At 54.5% G+C, this 18,227-nt stretch carries 9 protein-coding genes and 1 pseudogene; 9 read left to right on the top strand and 1 reads right to left on the bottom strand.

Annotation, left to right across the window (positions count from 1 at the left end):
• Positions 1–29 precede the first annotated feature (29 nt).
• The 6 genes from G547_RS0109770 (at position 30) to xerC (ending at position 5,171) form a co-directional block, all read left to right on the top strand.
• The gene (locus G547_RS0109770; protein ID WP_084645857.1) at positions 30–1,028 is read left to right on the top strand and encodes an alpha/beta fold hydrolase; all 999 of its coding nucleotides are present in this window, start codon (positions 30–32) and stop codon (positions 1,026–1,028) included.
• Positions 1,029–1,160: 132 nt separating this feature from the next.
• Positions 1,161–1,322 (top strand): LPS translocon maturation chaperone LptM, encoded by a 162-nt coding sequence (gene lptM, locus G547_RS23035; RefSeq protein ID WP_084645855.1) that lies wholly within the window; start codon positions 1,161–1,163, stop codon positions 1,320–1,322.
• 37 nt (positions 1,323–1,359) lie between these two features.
• On the top strand, positions 1,360–2,625 hold the full coding sequence (gene lysA, locus G547_RS0109760; RefSeq protein ID WP_027329702.1) for a diaminopimelate decarboxylase: 1,266 nt from the start codon (positions 1,360–1,362) through the stop codon (positions 2,623–2,625).
• Between the two features lie 9 nt (positions 2,626–2,634).
• Positions 2,635–3,465, top strand: a complete 831-nt coding sequence (dapF, locus tag G547_RS0109755) for a diaminopimelate epimerase (protein WP_027329701.1) — start codon at positions 2,635–2,637, stop codon at positions 3,463–3,465.
• Position 3,466: 1 nt separating this feature from the next.
• Entirely contained in the window at positions 3,467–4,153 is a 687-nt protein-coding gene (locus G547_RS0109750) for a DUF484 family protein (protein WP_027329700.1), read from the top strand.
• 103 nt (positions 4,154–4,256) lie between these two features.
• Positions 4,257–5,171: a tyrosine recombinase XerC gene (xerC, locus tag G547_RS0109745; protein ID WP_027329699.1), complete on the top strand. Its 915-nt coding sequence runs from the start codon at positions 4,257–4,259 to the stop codon at positions 5,169–5,171.
• A gap of 297 nt (positions 5,172–5,468) precedes the next feature.
• Here xerC and G547_RS23590 read toward each other — a convergent pair whose 3' ends face one another.
• Positions 5,469–5,645, bottom strand: coding sequence for a hypothetical protein (locus G547_RS23590; RefSeq protein ID WP_169449442.1), 177 nt, complete (start codon positions 5,643–5,645; stop codon positions 5,469–5,471).
• Between the two features lie 784 nt (positions 5,646–6,429).
• Here G547_RS23590 and G547_RS0109735 point away from each other — a divergent pair.
• The 3 genes and pseudogenes from G547_RS0109735 to G547_RS23370 form a co-directional block, all read left to right on the top strand.
• Positions 6,430–16,965, top strand: a complete 10,536-nt coding sequence (locus G547_RS0109735) for an RHS repeat-associated core domain-containing protein (RefSeq protein WP_169449441.1) — start codon at positions 6,430–6,432, stop codon at positions 16,963–16,965.
• 4 nt (positions 16,966–16,969) lie between these two features.
• Positions 16,970–17,662 (top strand): hypothetical protein, encoded by a 693-nt coding sequence (locus G547_RS0109730; RefSeq protein WP_157209830.1) that lies wholly within the window; start codon positions 16,970–16,972, stop codon positions 17,660–17,662.
• A 321-nt stretch (positions 17,663–17,983) separates the two neighbouring features.
• Positions 17,984–18,227, top strand: a pseudogene (locus tag G547_RS23370) (IS21 family transposase); the annotation flags it as partial.

The raw sequence follows: 18,227 nt of genomic DNA, 5'->3' as shown, positions 1-18,227 counted from the left end.
TATCGGACATCACCTCAAGGAGACGCGCTATGCCCCGCTGGTTCTGTACCGTTGTACTGGGTATGACCCTCTCGACGTTTTCGCTGTTGGTCTCGGCGGCCGACGAATCCCCCTCTTACGACGCCCGCCTGAGCGATTACCCCTACCCTTTTGACGTGCACACCTTTGCCTTTGACAGCCAGCGCCAGCCGTTGGAGATGGCCTATATGCACCTCCCGGCGAAAGGTGACAAGTCCACCGTCTTATTGTTGCACGGCAAAAATTTCGCGGCGGACTACTGGGAAAACACCGCCGCCTACCTGCATGCGAAAGGTTACGGCGTGCTGATGCCAGACCAGATCGGTTTCGGTAAATCCTCCAAACCGGCGCACTACCAATTCTCGTTTGAGGCACTGGCGGCCAACACCAAGGCTTTAGTGGACAAGCTTGGCATCGAACAGGTCAGTGTGATGGGTCACTCCATGGGTGGCATGCTGGCGACGCGCTACGCCCTGCAATATGGCGACAGCGTCGAACGGCTGGTCTTGGTCAATCCGGTCGGTCTTGAAGACTACTTGCGTTATGTCCAATACAAGGACCCGAGCTTTTTCTATCAGCAGGAGCTGGGCAAAACCTTGGACAAAGTGCGCGCCTATCAGAAAAAGAACTACTACGACGGCGAATGGAAACCGGAGTACGAAGCGCTCACCCAGATTCATGCCGGCTGGATCAACGGCCCCGACTGGGAGCGGGTGGCCTGGAACAATGCGCTGACCTACGATCTGATCTTTACCGGGGCCGTGGCCAACGAGTTCGATCAACTGACCGTCCCCACCTTCCTGATCATCGGCACACGCGATACCACCGGACCGGGCCGCGGCTGGAAAAAGCCGGGCGTCGATTACGAACTGGGCCGGTACGATCAACTGGGCGAGCGGGTCGCCCAGCAGATCCCGAACGCGACCCTGTTCGAGCTCGAGGACGTGGGCCATATGCCGCAGTTTGAAGCCTTCGATCGCTATCGCGAGCGGCTCGACAAGATCTTTTAGGGTCGCTCCCCCGGAACCCGGCTCTCAAGCCGACCGGGGCTTTCACATTGAGCCCCCGTCGGTCGGGGGTTATACTGCCCGACTTTGTGATCTCGCCCGACACCCTCGTGCCGGATAGTCTCAGGAGCCGCCATGAACTACCGCCCCGCCCTTTTTTGTGCGATTGCCCTGTCGGCATTGCTGTTGGCGGCCTGCGGTCAGAAAGGTCCGCTCTACCTGCCCGAAGAGGCTGAGACCACGCCCCCGGCCGAAGGCGGTACCGAACCGGCTGCCGAAGATACTCAGGGCGAGTAATCCTTGATTTTGAGAGTTCCTATACTTGAGAGCCCCTATGCGCGCCTTTGAACGCCGTGATGGCGAACTGTTTGCGGAAGACGTCCCCCTGGCCAAAGTGGCCCGGGAGTTCGGAACCCCCACCTACGTCTACAGCCGTGCTGCCTTCACCCAGCACTACCTGGCCTATGCCGAAGCGTTGGGGGACCACCCGGGTATGGTGTGCTACGCCATCAAGGCCAACTCCAATCTCGCCGTGTTGAACCTGTTGGCGCGCCTGGGGGCGGGTTTCGACATTGTCTCCGGTGGCGAACTGGAGCGCGTTCTGCGCGCGGGCGGCGACCCGGCCCGTGTGGTGTTTTCCGGCGTGGGGAAAACCCCGGACGAGATGGTCCGGGCACTGGACGCGGGTATTTTCTGTTTCAACGTGGAATCGGAAGCCGAGCTGGAACAGCTGTCCCGGGTGGCCTCTGAGCGCGGCAAGACCGCCAATATCTCCCTGCGAGTCAATCCGGATGTGGATGCCCAGACGCACCCCTACATCTCCACCGGGCTGAAAGAAAACAAGTTCGGCATCGCCATTGAGCGCGCGCCGGCGGTCTATCGTCGTGCTCAGGAGTTGCCGGGCCTGACTGTGCACGGGCTGGATTGCCACATCGGCTCACAACTGACTCAGCTCGATCCCTTTATGGATGCGCTGGATCGGCTGTTGGTGTTGGTGGACGAGCTGGCCGCCGAAGGCATCGAGATCCGTCACCTGGATCTGGGCGGTGGCCTGGGGGTGACCTATCGGGATGAAGTCCCCCCACCGGTGGGTGACTATATGCAGGCCATCAAAGCCAAGCTCGGGGATCGTAAACTCAGTCTGTTGTTCGAGCCGGGTCGCTCCATCGCCGCCAATGCCGGGGTGTTGCTGACCGAAGTACTGTATCTTAAGCCTACCGAACACAAGAACTTTGCCATTATCAATGGCGCGATGAACGACAATATTCGCCCCTCGCTCTATCAGGCCTGGCAGGACATTGTGCCGGTCAGCGAGCACAACGGCGAAATGAAAACCTGGGACCTGGTGGGCCCGGTGTGCGAGACCGGTGACTTTCTCGGCAAAGACCGTAAACTGGCATTGAAGCCCGGCGATCTGCTCGCCATGCTCTCGGCCGGTGCCTACGGCTTTGGCATGAGCTCCAACTACAACAGCCGGGGCCGCCCTGCCGAGGTACTGGTGGACGGCGACCACGCCCACTTGGTGCGTGCCCGTGAAACCATTGACGATCAGTTGCGCGGCGAGCAATTGTTGCCCGACGTTGAGCCCGCCGTGACCTAAGGAATGACCATGCGCCTGCGCTTTACCAAAATGCACGGCCTGGGGAACGATTTCGTCGTGATCGACGGCGTTACCCAAAAAGTGCGTTTGAATGCGGACAAAATCCGCGCGCTCGCCGACCGCCACTTCGGGGTCGGTTGCGATCAGGTATTGCTGGTCGAAACTCCGAGTCGGCCGGACATCGACTTCCGCTATCGGATTTTCAACGCCGACGGTGGCGAGGTGGAAAACTGCGGCAACGGCGCCCGCTGCTTTGCCCGCTTCGTGCTGGAGCGCAAGCTCACCGGCAAGCGCACCATTCGCGTGGAAACCGCCGGGGGCGACATGACCCTGAAGGTGACCCCGAACGGCGAAGTGGAAGTGGACATGGGCGTGCCCAAACTGGCCCCGGCGGAAGTACCCTTCGAGGGCGGTGAGCAGGCGGTCAGTTACGACCTGGAGCTCCCGGGCCAGACCCTCGATATTTCCGTCGTCTCCATGGGCAACCCCCACGCGGTGCTGTTGGTGAACAAAGTCGACAGCGCGCCGGTGGAAGAGCTGGGGCCGTTGATTGAAAGTCACCCCCGATTTCCCAAGCGGGTCAACGCCGGCTTTATGCAGATGGTCTCCCCGAGCGAGATCAACCTGCGCGTGTACGAGCGCGGCGCGGGGGAAACCCTTGCCTGCGGTACCGGCGCCTGCGCCGCCGTGGTGGCGGGCCGGCTGCGTCAGATTCTGGAGGAAACCGTCAAGGTCCACCTGCCCGGTGGCACCTTGACCATCACCTGGCCGGGACCGGGTCACTCCGTTATCATGACCGGGCCCGCGACGACGGTGTTTCACGGACAGGTCAAAATCTGATATGAATGAGCACACCGAACAGCCCACAGTGACCGACGAACAGGTGGCCGAATATCTGGAGGCCCACCCGGATTTCTTCGTTCAGCACCGCAAACTGCTGGCGGACCTCGAATTGCCCCACGAAAGTGGGCCGGCGGTATCCCTGGTGGAACGGCAGGTTTCGGTGCTGCGCGAGCGCAACATGGACATGCGCCACCGCCTGAGCAAGCTGCTCGACAACGCCCGGGAAAACGACAAGCTGTTCGACAAAACCAAGCGGCTGGTGTTGGCGCTGCTGGAAGGTCGCGACATGGGCGATATCGTCGATGCCCTGTTTTTCAGCTTCGACCAGGACTTCAACATCCACTACACCAGCCTGCTGCTGTTCGGTCACCCGGACCGTATTCCCAGCAGTCAGGCCGACATCGTTTCCATCAGCGAGGCCCGCAAACACATTGCGCCTCTGCTAAAAAACAACCGCGCCATGTGCGGCACCCTGGGTGAAGGTGAGTTGAAATTCCTGTTCGGCGACAACGCCGGCCAGATCGGCTCCGTCGCCACCGTCCCCCTGGTCCATGGCAACGCCTACGGCCTGCTCGCCATCGGCAACCGCGACCCTCACTACTATCGCTCCAGCATGGGCACCCTTTTCCTGGGCTACATCGCCGAAGTCCTCAACCGCTTGCTCCCCGACCACCTCCCACGCTAATCTACTATAAAGGCCTCCGGCACCGTGTAGGGTAGGTAAGCGAAAGCGCCACCTACCGCTCATGTCTCGGCTCGATTAAAACCCGGTCTCGACGGATGCACCCATGCCCCACACCTTCCAAACCGAGCGCACCGCCTTCCTCACCTACCTGCGCACCGAGAAACGCCTCTCCCCGCGCACCGAGGAGGCCTACGCCCGGGACCTGGACAAATTTCTGGGCTACTGCGAAAGCCGCGACCTGACCGACCTGAAAGCCATCACCGTGCATAACGTGCGGGAAAATCTCGCCAGCCTGCACCGCAAGGGCCTGGGCGGAAAGAGCCTGCGCCGCTGGCTGTCCTCCCTACGCGCCTTCTTCCGCTTCGGCATCCGCAGAGGCTGGCTCAAGACCAACCCCGCCGACGGCCTACAAGCTCCGAAAATCGCCAAAAAGCTCCCCAAAGTGCTGGATGTGGACCAGGCTGCGCAGTTCGTGGAAGTCAAAGAAGAAGGCTTTCTGGGCAGCCGGGACCGCGCCCTACTGGAGTTGATCTACTCCTCCGGCCTGCGCCTGGCCGAAGCGGTTGGCCTGAACATACAGGACGTGGACCTGCGAGAAGGCGCCGTCATCGTCACCGGTAAAGGCAATAAAACCCGGCAATTGCCGGTGGGCAAACCCGCCCGTGCGGCGCTAAAAACCTGGCTCCAGGAACGCGGCCCCATGGCCCCGCCGGAGGAGTCCGCCCTGTTCATCGGCCAGCGCGGTAAGCGCCTCACCCCACGAGCCGTGCAGCTGAGAATGCAACAACTCAGCATCAAACAGAACATGGACGAACCCGTTCATCCGCATATGCTGCGCCACTCCTTCGCCAGTCATATGCTCGAATCCAGTGGCGACCTGCGACTGGTGCAGGAACTGTTGGGCCACGCCAATATTTCCACTACACAGGTCTACACCCACCTGGATTTTCAGCACTTGGCGAAGGTGTATGATCAGGCGCACCCCAGAGCCTCAAAAGACCGCAAAAAGAGCTCCTGAAGCCCTTTCTCAAAATTGAAGGGTTTTTGATGCCAACTGCTTTCGTTCCCCAAAAGATCAAAATGGCGCCAGGGATGACCATAAGTGTGACGTGAGTCACATTATTTGTGGTGACAGGCGACAGATATATAGTTATCTTGACCATAAAACAGGGTCCTGAGATGTATCAAGGAAGAAGCGCTACGTTGTTCATACCCCGAATCACCTCCGCCTTTCTTCCCGCACTGCCGCCAACCGTTTGGCCCCCTCAGCGCTCTGACCGATAAAACGCAACCTTTAAGGAATCGTCGAAATGCGTCAGGAAGGTGGGTCTTGGATGAAATTATTCTTTGCAAAGAAAGAAAACGCTCTGGATTGGTGCCACTTTTTTTCAAAGCTTAGCATTCTATTAATTGCCATTCTTCTCTCCTCGAATGCGAGCGCTTTTTCCTTTCCATCCTCTCTATCGACGACGGGTAGCAGCAGAACGTTCACGATCACCTTCTCCTGCCCGAGCGGTAAAGACTACTGCTACTTACAAGAGAAGTCCGGATCTAGCTGGGAGAACGTTCAGTATAAGCTTGGTCAGGAAACAGTAAGAAAAAGCTTAACCCGGAACGTGGGGACCCACACATTCAGGATTAGAAGCTGTTACGTTACGGGGACACGATACGGAACTTACAGTACCTGTGGCAACGGCGATTCTAAGAGCATAAGAATATACAAAAAACCATCCAGTTCCCCCGACACTAAAATCAACGGAACGAAGAATGCGTTCTCTAAGACAGGAACCTTTACAATAACTTGGGATAAGCCGCAAAATTCAACACACGTTGTTTTCTACAAAAAAGATCCAGGAGATACTTCTTTCATATCAATTGGCTCGTCCAGCGCGAGCTCGGGTGGATCGATTACCTATACAAAAACCGACGGCGAATACTCGTACAGAGTCAAGGCCTGCAATAGTGGGGCCTGCGCCCCTCAAGGAGAGGAGGCGACGGTTGTAGTTCTCAAAGCTCCGGATCGACCCTCCTTAAACGTAACGTCAGATCACCCCAGTGATGGGAAAATACGCATATCGATAATAGGCGAAGACCAAGACGAAGTAGACTACTATTTGTGGACTCTTTACCGGAACGGTAGCGCCATTAACGGAGGTTCTACCTCCAACGGATATCTGTCCGAAGAAGACCTGTCTGAGGGCAACTACAAGTACAAAGTATATGCATGCAAAGGTGGGCCTAGCAGTTCCTGCTCTTCGAGTGTAACGTCGTCGGAAATGAATGTCGATGCGCCTGACCGCCCTAATGGACTGAGAAGCGAAGCGGTCGATTTTGACGGTGATTTTGCTGTTAGTTGGGACAGGAAAAATAACACTCGTGCGTACACCCTTCAGCAGCTTGAGCCCCATGCTGGAGCAACATGGAAAAATGTTTCCCCTACCAGAACCAGCGCTCTTTCAATACCGGTCAATGTGGACGAAAGCGGGACTTACAGATATCGTTTAAGGGGGCACAACAATGTAGGTGACTCTCCTTACTCATCGTCTATTAGTGTAAAAGTGGCATTGCCACCAAAACAAAGCCCTTCAATTTCCGGCTACCCTCAAGGGCCCTCAAACGGAATATTCTCAATTTCATGGAAATTGTATGACGATGGTGACGCTTCCTTGTACAAGTTGCACCGAATCTCGCCAAGTGGAAGTCTCAAAGTCTACGAAACCGCAGAAAAAGAACTGAATATTTCGGTTAAAGATGCGGGTACTTGGCGCTTTAAGGTGCAAGCCTGTAACCCCGAGGGCGGAAACGACAATTGTGCCGCCCCGGGGCCAACCGTCAATGTTTCCGTTGAGGCCCCGTCTGACACTCCCTCAATCAGGAGTGGCCACAACAATAATGGCAGCAACCTGAAAATCGAGTGGAACGGAGTCTCGCATGCATCAGCTTACAATGTGCAATACAAAAAACCTGGGGCTTCCTCTTGGTCAACCGTAACAAATTCAAGCGGAAACGCGTTGGCTATCGGAGCTACCTATTACGAGCCAAACTTCAGCTTGGTGAATGGTCGATATTATTTCCGGGTTAGAGCAATAAATCGAATTGGAAACACATACTACTCGTCTGCTCATTACGTCGATGTTGCCTTTTCTCCAGACCCTCCCGGCTCTGTAAACGTTGCTAGCATCGGGGCTGGTGGAGTGTTCAACGTATCTTGGCCTGATAGTAAAGACAGAACCACAGAGTACCGGCTTCAGAGAAGGAAAGCGGGACAGAGCTGGGTAACCCTTACGCTCGCCTCTCCATCGACCCGTTCGCATACCGATCCGGTTCCTAGTGAAGGCACTTACGAGTACCGAGTGTCTGGATGTAATAAGGTGGGGTCCCACAGAAACTGCAGCAGCGCCTGGCGAACGAGCGTCAAGGTTACCGCCTACGTTCCGCAGGGTGCGCCCATTTGGGACGACGCCGAACCTCTTCAATCTGAGAGCAATAGCTTTACCCTTCGATGGTCAAGCCTGTCTAATGCTGACGAATACTATTTGCAGATCTTTGATGAAGCAGCCGATCAGTGGGTTGATATTGACAGGGGCAGTGAAAATGTGAACCGTACGGAGCAACCCGTTTCCGTAGGGAGCATGGGTGTATACCGGTTTAGAGTCAGGGCGGAGAACCGCCTGGGTTCAAATGGCACCTACAGCGCTGAGAAAGTAGTTTATGTTGTTGCAAAACCGAACGACGTAACGAATTTTTCTGCAGGAGCGGGAGCAGGTGAAAACTCAGGAAAAGTGAAGCTCTCTTGGGAAAATGTCGTCAACCATAATGACAATTACACCGACTATGAAATTGAGGTAAAGAGAAACAACGAAGGATTTGATCACCTCGTATTGGCGGATGACGATGAATCGAGTCCCCATTACTATTCCGGCCCGAACGGCTCGGGGCTTGACGGTGCGGTTTACCGGTTCCGGGCGAGAGCATGCAACAAAGTGGCTCAAAGTGAAGAGTCTTGCAGTGATAAATGGAATGTTCAACCTCCTCCTGTCTATAAGCCTAAAGGGACTTTTGACTGGACGGTTCCTCCGAACTCCGCCTCCTCTGGTTATCAAGTGGAGTGGGTTTTCTCCACAGAGAGAACGGGCCAGGAGGCGGAAACTTTTCGGTTGAAGCGGTCGCCAGCCTGGAGTGATGGCCCCATTCGGGAGACGACGAGCCCTTTTAGCGAGGTGGTTGATCAATCAGGTGTTTATACCTATAGCGTTCAGGCCTGCAATGATTTTGGTTGTTCTTCGTTCAGTAGTAATGAGGCTACCGTCAAGGTTGCTTTAAAGCCCGACGTCCCGGATTGGGTTTCCAGCTCGGGTGACACGAATGGCATTTTCACACTGGAGTGGAATGCCTCCAACAGACATGTCGAGTACTACAAGGTTCGAGAACGCTACTCTGACGTGAGCGTTGACAGAACGATTACCGTCGACAGTGGGACGACGCTTGATCGCTCTTTGGATGACGCAGGCACCTACCGCTATCAGCTGAGTGCGTGTAGCAAAACCGCGGACTTCGAGTCCTGTGCTACCAACAATACAGAGCTGGAGATGTCCGTTGCGGCGCCTGCCGCTGTGGGTAACGTGCAAGTACCGTCCTCTGCAGTCGCAGGGTCAACGTTCATCGTTAAATGGGTTAACGTGGATACGGCGACGTCTTATACGGTTTGGGAGTATGAGGGGGCCGACCGAAGAAAGGTTGCGGAGGAGATTCCGGGCCTGACACTAGGCGCGTCCGGCGAGGAGGGACGGTATCGTTACGGCGTTCAAGCCTGCAGTCGGATCGGGTGCGCCGAAGAGACGCTATCCCCGTTTGTTCAGGTGATTACAAGGCCTGAGCAACCGACCGATATCACCGCACCTAACCCGAATGACGGGACTTACACGATCAGTTGGGCGGAATCCACTAACGCCACAGCGTATCACGTGTCCGTGCAGAACTCAGGTTCTGACTGGGAAGTCTCCGATGAGATGGTGAGTCCCTCTTACCCGGTGGAGGGACTGGAAGAGGGGAGCTACACGCACCACCTAAAAGCGTGCCGCACCGTCAATGAGAAAACGGTGTGTTCTCCACTCTGGAACTCCCAGGTTTACAGCGTTCAAGCGCCAGAAAATGCGCCGGTATTCGTAAGTGCTCCTTCGGTCAGCTATACGAGTAGCGTCGAACTGAGCTGGGACCCCGTGCAAAATACTCGGGAATACCACGTAGAGTACCGACTGAAAGGCAGCTCAGGAAGCTGGGCAATGATCAAATCTGACGTTCCGGCTGCAACGGTTGAGTCGCTGAAACAGGGTGTGTATGAGTTTCAAGTAACGTCCTGGAACTATCAAGGCAAAAGTGCGCCATCGCTGACTGTGGAAACGGAAGTCAAACTCAGACCCTCTGGGCCAACCGACTTTTCTGCCCACCCGAACTATACGACAGGTAAGAGTCTCCTTGAGTGGTCAGAGAGCGATGTCACGCCCAAAGCCGAATTCTACGAGGTCCGAGAACGGAAGGCCGGCGAAACGTGGTCAGCAGTAAAAGAATACGATGCGGCCGGCTTGGCCGATTGGCACGAGGCGGTATCAGAGCCCGGTATTAGAAGATATTCGGTTCGAGGTTGCAGAGGTGAAGGCGACAGCAAACATTGCTCTGACTGGATCGAGTCCAACGACGTTGATTACACAGCGCCCACGAGTCCATCGCTGAATGTGCCCTACTTTAGCGACGACGGCGTGTACTCAGTTACTTGGAGTGAGGTCGAAAAAGCGAGCCGCTACGAGGTCACCGAGAACCTCGCGGCGATAGAGACGGATTTTCTCAGTGTTCATTACTCGATTGAGAATCCGAAGTCCGCGGGACTCTACACCTATAGAGCTAAGGCCTGTAATGTCGTGGGTTGTTCGCCGGACAGCCCCTCCAGAACTGTGGTCGTACAAACCTTCACGCTGGCATTTCCTGAGGATTCGGGTGGAGACGGCGGTGACTCTGGCTCGGGCTCCAGCGGCGGTTCTGGTGATGAATCAGAGACTCCATACGGTGCCAATGTGCTGGAGTCAGGAGACCTAAGCGCGGCGCCCGGCGCGGCGGCAGATGGGGTTGCTGTAGGGGCGATACCCGGGGAATTTCGAGTTTCTGAGTCTGGCGCAGCGACCTATTCCATTCCCTTGGCTATCCTAAAGGGTACGGCAGGGGTCTCGCCGCAGCTCTCCCTAAATTACTCCAGCCAGAACGGAAATGGTCTTCTTGGCCAGGGTTGGGCGCTGGGTGGACTTTCGGCGATAACCCGCTGTCGGCAAACGCTGGCGCAAGATGGTGAAGCCAACCCGATTTCCTGGAGCGAGGAGGACCGCTTCTGTCTTGACGGGCAGCGGCTGATGGTTGTGTCCGGCAGTTACGGTGCCCCCGGGGCTGAATACAAAACCGAAATTGATCAATTCAAAACGATCAAAGCCCATGGTGGTACGTCGGGCAACCCTGATTACTTCACCGTAACCGGGAAAGATGGATCGGTATCGACGTTCGGTAGCGGCGGTGATGTGTCAAAACTGACATCGGGGGAATTTACCTATCAGTGGTCGATCGACAAGTTCGCTGATAGCGTCGGCAATCATATAGTTTTTCTTTACGAAAACAGTAATGGCAACAACGTAAGAATCAGAACCATCAACTATGCGTTCCCGTCGGTGGGGTCCACTTCGGACGGGGATGCCTCTATTGTTTTCAGTTATCGGGAAGAAGGTAACCCTTCACCAGCGTATTCCTATGTAGGCGGAGCGGCTTTCAAGCAGAGCTCTCTGATTGAGGAAATACAGATAAACAATCGAGGCAATGAGGTTCGTCGCTATGAATTTGAGTATGACAATGCCTCATATGAGACCAAGGTCCCCCTCTTGGAATCTATGGAACTGTGTAGCGAATACACTTGTCTACCGGCAACCACCATATCCTGGAACCGTCCTGAGTGGCCGACACTTTCGGACGCCACGTACCGGCTGCAAATAGACAACCTCCTCACTTACCAATTGCTGGATATCAACGCGGATGGTCGAAAAGACATCGTTTGGCTAAGAGATGACGGCTCTTGGGCGGGCGGAGATTTCCGGAAAGTCAGAATAGGCTACGCCGTTGCGAACTCCGCGGGACGGTTCGTCGAGCAAACATTCCCAATCGATCGATCTTGGTCGGTCAGGCCAGATGACCTTGATGATATCAGCCTAAAGGCTATCGATTTCAACGTTGACGGCCGAGAGGATATTGTCGTATATCTTTCGGGGGATGAGGGTTACATTTACTTGGCAACGCCGAACGAAGATGGCTCCTGGCGCTTGGAGTTCCCTGAATCCTCCAATAATATTGTAGGGGAGCTTCCGCCTGAGATTTACGGTGAGGTCAATTTCGTAGATATTACCAGCAATGGCCTGGTCGATGCCTTCCATGTCGTTGACGAGAAACTGGAGGTCTATCGACTTAAGGCTACAAATACGGATGATGACAATTCTCCTTACAGCTTTATCTACGATGGGTCCTACAATCTTGACGTAGATGGGTCACCGGTCTGTAGCTACGATGGTGACGGAAGCGGACCATGGAAAATTATTGGCGTGGGTGCGAATGGGCAAGCCGGTGATTTCAACGGCGACGGTCGAGTGGATGTCGTTGTGGAAATGTCTCGTGAGCGCGTGGAGATAAGGGACGACCCGCAATATTCTGGTCCCGGTCGTTATGTGTATACCTGTTTCGCCAACGCGGTATTTACTGGCTCCGATCAAGGCTTTCAGTACTTCGATACACTTGAGGAAGCGGCAACCACACTGCCGGGAGGAGAGCAGTACGACGAGTGGGACCCGGAAATCAACCTTGCTGACATAAATGGTGATGGCGTTACCGATGTCATCATTGATCGAAAAGTAAGGTTGAGCACTGGTGCTGAATTCGACACAAAACAGGACCTCGAACTTCTCGAGATACAGGGCGAGGAGTCAGAAAGGCAGGTGCAGCTTGCCGATGTCAACAGAGACGGTTATCCGGATGTGGTCTGGCAGGAAGATGTTAATCTAAATGGACGCGTGATTGTCTATCCGTGGATTAGCGGCGCTGAGAAATTTGGTAGTCACATTGCTCTTTACTCCATAATGTCCGGCGGTTCCAAAAGCTACAGCGCCCTGGATCTCAACGGGTCTGGCACGGTCAATCTGCTCGAGATCAGTAGTGGTGACACCACGGAGATTCGTAGCCTCTTTGACTCTAATGAGACGCATCAGCCAGCCCCGTCTGTCTCTGCCATTGATAATGGTATGGGCGACATTGTGGAAATCGACTACGGGTCGACGTTGCAGCGCGACGGCCACTACAGCTCGGTTTGGGGGGTCAATACCGTGTCTGAAAGTAGCGAGCACTGCATCTATCGCTATGATCGCCACGGATACCCCACGAGTCACGAAATATGCCGCGATGAAGTGACCTATGAAACCGACGTCGCGGCACTTTACGAATCTATTCGTGATCCCTTTGCATATATGCCGGACGGGCAAGTGGCAGAGGAATACTCTCTGAACCATCCGATTGTCGAGCCGACCTTCCCTCTATTTGTAGTCACCGATGTCGAGAGGACGGCCCCAGTAGCAGGTGATAACCCAGGATCGGTCGACGGATCGGCAACGAATCACATGAGTTATGCCTATCATCACTTCCGGGTGCAGGCCGCGGGGCGGGGGTCGCTCGGTTTCCAGAAGCTGACGCGCATCAACCACCAGACCGGTATCCGGACGGAAACCACCTACCGTCAGGACTGGCCATTTGTGGGTCGACCATTGAAGACCGTAACGATAACGGAAGAAGGGGTGGTTCTGAGTGAGGCGGCGAATGATTGGTCTGTCAATAAGGAGACCGCGACCGATGGTACCGCCTATTACCAGCCCTTCATTCAAGAGTCTGTGGAAAAGGGGTACGAACTGAACGGTAACGGGGCCGCCCAAGGTGCTCTGCTTAAGGAGGTCAAAACCACTACCGATCAGGATGAGTATGGAAACGTCACCAATGTCACCTCTGTTACGAGCGCTGGCTCTGACTCCATCACTCAGACCACGAGCCATGACTACGGCCAGGTTGAAGAAGATTTGCGCTTCGGTCGAGTCAAGAGCACCTCTTCCGAGATCGAGAGCAGCGATGGCCGTTCATCCTCACGAAAGTCAGAGTTCACCTACTACGAGGTAGGGAACCAAAAGAATCTTTTGAAAACGGAAAAAGTGGCAGTTGGCACCGACGCGGAGCTGACAAAGACCCACCATTACGATGACTGGGGTAATAAAACGCATACCGTATCAGAGGGCGCCGATGGCAAAAGCCGAACATCCGAAAAAGCGGTGTTCTTCGAGGGCCGATATGTAGAGAAGAAGGTCAATACGAAAGGTCACGTTCTTTACGAGGTTATCCAGAGAGATACGTTTGGAAATGTCACGCAAGCTCAGGATATCCATGAAAATCTGATTCAGAAACGCTATGACGTCCTTGGTCGAGAGTACCAAACTCAGGATGACACGGGGGCCTGGTCCTGGACCGGGAGAAAGCTCTGCAACGACGGCATCGACTGCCCGAGTGGAGCGATCTATCGCATAGAAAACCGTGTGTCCGGCGGAGGTAAGTCCTTCTCATACTACGACGCCAGGCAGAGGCCGATTCGTGAGTCCAGTATTGGCTTCGATGGCACCATGGTTCACACGGACACGGAATACGACCATGCAGGCCGGCCGAAACGGGTGAGCACTCCCTATTTTGCGGGGGGTATACCGGCGGGCTGGATTGAAACGGAATACGACCTGAAGGGGCGCGCTGTAGAGATAACCGATCCCGAAGGGGATGTTGGCCAAACGATTGCTTATGACGGTTTCACCAAAACCATGGTGAATGCGTTAGGTCAGCAAAAGATCGAGATATCGGACTTCCAGGGACAACTGAAAGAAGTTGAGGATCATGAAAAAGGTTCTATTGCCTACGAGTATGATCTGTACGGTAACCTGAAAAAGGCAACGACCGATGCCCCGGATACGTCCGGCGCGGGCCCGGTGTCCGTCAGAATTTGCTACGACGCGTTGGGCCGCAAGGTCGGCATGAATGACCCTGACAAAGGCGGATTCCAGGGCGGTAGTGAACTCAGTTGTACCGACGTCCAGGATAAAACGAATCCGGAAGGCTGGTGGAAATATTCCTATAATTCCCTGGGTGATCTGGTGGCCAAGGTCGACCCTAAAGGTCAAGTAACTGAGTACCAGTATGACCTCCTGGGCAGAAAGACCCGCCAGACCGAATGGGCCTCGATGGATACGGACGCAACACAGGTGCGTTCGATGAAGTGGGTCTACGACGAAAACCTGTCCGGGAGTACGGATTCGGGGGAACTTGGCCAGCTGACCTATGTCATGCAAGCAGACGGTGAACTACCTTCCGAGTGTGATGAGACCGTGTACTGCGAGGTGTACGCCTACGATGGCTATGGAAGGGGGCTAGGGTCGGTCACCTTTATGCCCGGCGGTGAAGTGGCCAATATGACCAGCGTTGAATACGATTCGATTGGCCGGCCATTTGTAGAGAAGGACGTTGCCCACCTCAACAGTGGCGTGCATCATCGGTACAACAGCTACGGGTTCCGCACGACCACCTACGACCTCTACACGGGCGACCTGCTTCAAAAAACAGTCGATATGGACGCCAGAGGGAATGTACTGGAGGAGTGGCGTTCGGATAACGGGCTTCTGTCCACGCAGTACACCTATGACCCCTATTTCGGCCGGCTGAAAACCCAGATCACGACCGGCGGCGTGACTGCGAACCCCATTCAGGATCTGGAGTATTCCTGGGATAATCTCGGCAACCTTGAGTATCGTGTTAACCGGGGCGCCAAAAGCAACACCCAGACTCGCAACATGTCAGAGGGATTCTGTTATGACGGCTTGAATCGACTGGTAAAAGCCACGCAGGGTAATATCAGCCCCGCTTGCGGCCCGAATCTCTCCGATGCTGACGTGGAGTATGACGGATTCGGCAACATCACCCGGAAACGCGGTGTTGGAGATTACACCTACGGGTACGAAGGGGATGGAACGCCGGTTGCGGGACCCCATGCCGTCATTCAGGCAGGAAACAGTACTTATGAGTACGATGGTAATGGCAACCAGACGAGCGGTGGTGGCCGGCGCGAAATTCGTTACACCGTCTTCGATAAAGCGTATGAAATAGAAACCGACGGCGGCCACACCACCCGCTTCGCCTACGGCCCCGGCAACACCCGATATAAGCGAGTCGATATACCGGACCAGGGCCCGGCGAAGACCACTTATTATCTGGGCAACGTCGAACGTATCGAAACCGCCGGTTCCGGCACCATCACCTGGCGCCGCACGGTCGCGGGAACGGTTCATATCATCGAAACGGACCGGGACTACGTGCGGGCGGACAGCATCGACAAGAAAGTGCTGTTCACCGAACACCTCGGCTCGACGGACGTCATTACCGATACCGTCGGTGGTATTGAGCAGTCCATGAGCTTTGACGCCTGGGGCCAGCGCCGCGCGCCGGATGACTGGACCGAAGTAATCGACTCGGTCGAGCTTGAGAGTTTCGATACCAGCATTACCCAGCGCGGCTTTACCGGCCACGAACAACTGGACGAAGCTGGCCTGGTTCATATGGGCGGTCGCCTCTACGACCCGAAACTCGGCCGGTTCCTGCAGGCTGACCCCTTTATCCAGGCAGCGGACAATACTCAGAGCTATAATCGGTACAGTTACGTATGGAACAACCCGCTAAACGCCACCGATCCCAGCGGCTTTTTCTTGGACAAGCTTTGGGATGAGATCAAACCGTTTGTGGGGGCAATCGTAGCCATAGCGGCGAGTATTATCTGCCCGGCGTGCGCCGCGCCTGTGATCGGCATGATCAGTGGTGCTGCCCAGGCGGCGGCGAATGGCGGCAATATCATCAAGGGGGCGGTGTTTGGGGCCTTCGCTGGCGCCGCTTATGAGGCCGGTAGCCTTTTTGCAAGCGGCTTAGTAGGCGGCGTCCAGGCCTATGTCGAGGGAGGCGACTTTGGTCGAGGCTTCCTGGCAGCTGGTGTCGGTGCATTTATGGGCGCGCAGGACATCCAAGGCGGCTGGGGCTTTACGGCCAGCGCGGTAACCGGTGGTGTAGTTTCGGAAATCACGGGAGGTAAATTCAAAAATGGGGCAGCGACGGCTGCCTTCACTTGGGCCTTGTCGCAGGGAGCCCAAAAAGCACATGACCTTCTCGGCAAAGGTAGTCCATCAAATGCACAACGAAATTTCTCCGTTGAGAATAAAGGTTGGGATCTAAAAGTTGAAGATGGTGTGCTAACCGGCGAGCTGACATACGGATGTGGTGTAACTGACACGTCTGGTTGTCATGCTGCTGCAGAGCAGATCCTTACTATTAATGAAAGCGAGAAAGTAAATATAAGCTTAAGTTGGGTGGAGAAAAACGCTGACATAACATTTCAAACACTGGACCGTATACATTTTGGTGTGGGTGGCGAAAGAACACTAGCTAGACATATTCCTTTGAAGAATAGGTGGTTGGGGTTCGGCGGACCTAGGTCACGGATCCAAGTTCTGAACGGCTATCAAAACAATCAAGGTGTAATCCTGCACGAGTTTGGGCACGCGATTGGTGCACCGCATCAGTACAACGATACGAATAGCGTGATGAGCTACTCAGAAAAAGCTAGGACGAATTTTTCGTCGGACGAAATAGACGCAATAATTGATGCCTATAGGTAAAAGCATGCTTAAGTTGATTGCTACTCTTATTTTAATGGTCTTTAGTACAACCTGTTATGGCAGCATTGTGGCTACAAACTGCCAAAATGTAAGGGCACAGGAATATGCTTCACCGCTGTACTTTCTTCACGAAGACTGGAGGGACAAGGTTAAGTACCTACAGTTTTGTCAAGTATCAGGGAAGGTAGAGTTTATGGGGGGGTACCTCGGCGAAAAGATGGTTGTTGGGAGCTATTATTTCATCGAAACGATATCGCCTGTATGGTTATCCCTTCCCAAAGGTAATCGAGGAGATAACAGATATTACCGTATGGTAAATTGTACGGGAAGCTGCGAGTACGATTGCTTGATGGAGGGCGACGCAGTTATTCTTCGAACAAGCAGTCCCGTAGAAAGGTACGAAGAAAGCTATCTTGTCGAGCTTGTTGATCTGACCGAATGTATTGCGGAGAGCGGGTGTTTGAAAGAATTAGCCCAAAATGTTAGCTTTTTAAAGTCTCTTTGGGGGCGGTGGCGATCGGAGTTGATTGAAGTTTCAGAGTTAGGAGACGTCGATGTGTTTGAGATAGATTTGGCGGTTTCAGATGATAGCCGGGTTGGCTTCTATGTTTCTGGCGTTGGTCGTCACTGGTTGTTATTGTTTGATCGGAATTTATCTAAACCTGAGGTCGTAGGGGTGCATAAAGTGGACTACTAACACTAGGGCCAAAGCGTTCGGTGTGATGGGGGCCAAAGGGTCAGAGTTTGTGATCTGACAAGAAAATACTTATAGAGCTAAAGCTGAACCCCTAGGCTGTGGTGCGCACCACATTAATGCTGATCAATAGTTGATGTTTTTGGCGTAATCTAGGAAAATATAGCCACCGGTGCAAATACACCAGCAGGGATGTGGGCTTTGATTTCCCGGAATTCCAGTATGTCAGCACCGGTGTTAAAAGTCCGTAAATTACCAACTTAGATTGTCCTCCCAACCCAAATGGGGTTTCCTTGTTTGCGACCAAGCATCGAGGACACCACCATGTTGAGCCGAGAGGACTTCTACATGATAAAGCAACTTCGCAAAGAGGGGGCACACATCGTGGATATTGCCCACCGTCTGGGCTGCTGTGAGCGCACGGTACGTCGCTACCTGGCACTGCCCGCCCCCAAAACCGGACGCCGTAATCAACCCCGAGGCAGCAAGCTCGATCCCTTCAAGTCGTTCATCGACCAGCAGTTGGCCGAAGGTGTCTGGAACGCTGAGGTGATCCTTCATAAAATCA

Source organism: Marinimicrobium agarilyticum DSM 16975, assembly GCF_000423345.1.
GTDB lineage: Bacteria > Pseudomonadota > Gammaproteobacteria > Pseudomonadales > Cellvibrionaceae > Marinimicrobium > Marinimicrobium agarilyticum.
This window is presented reverse-complemented; position numbering and strand designations above follow the sequence as displayed.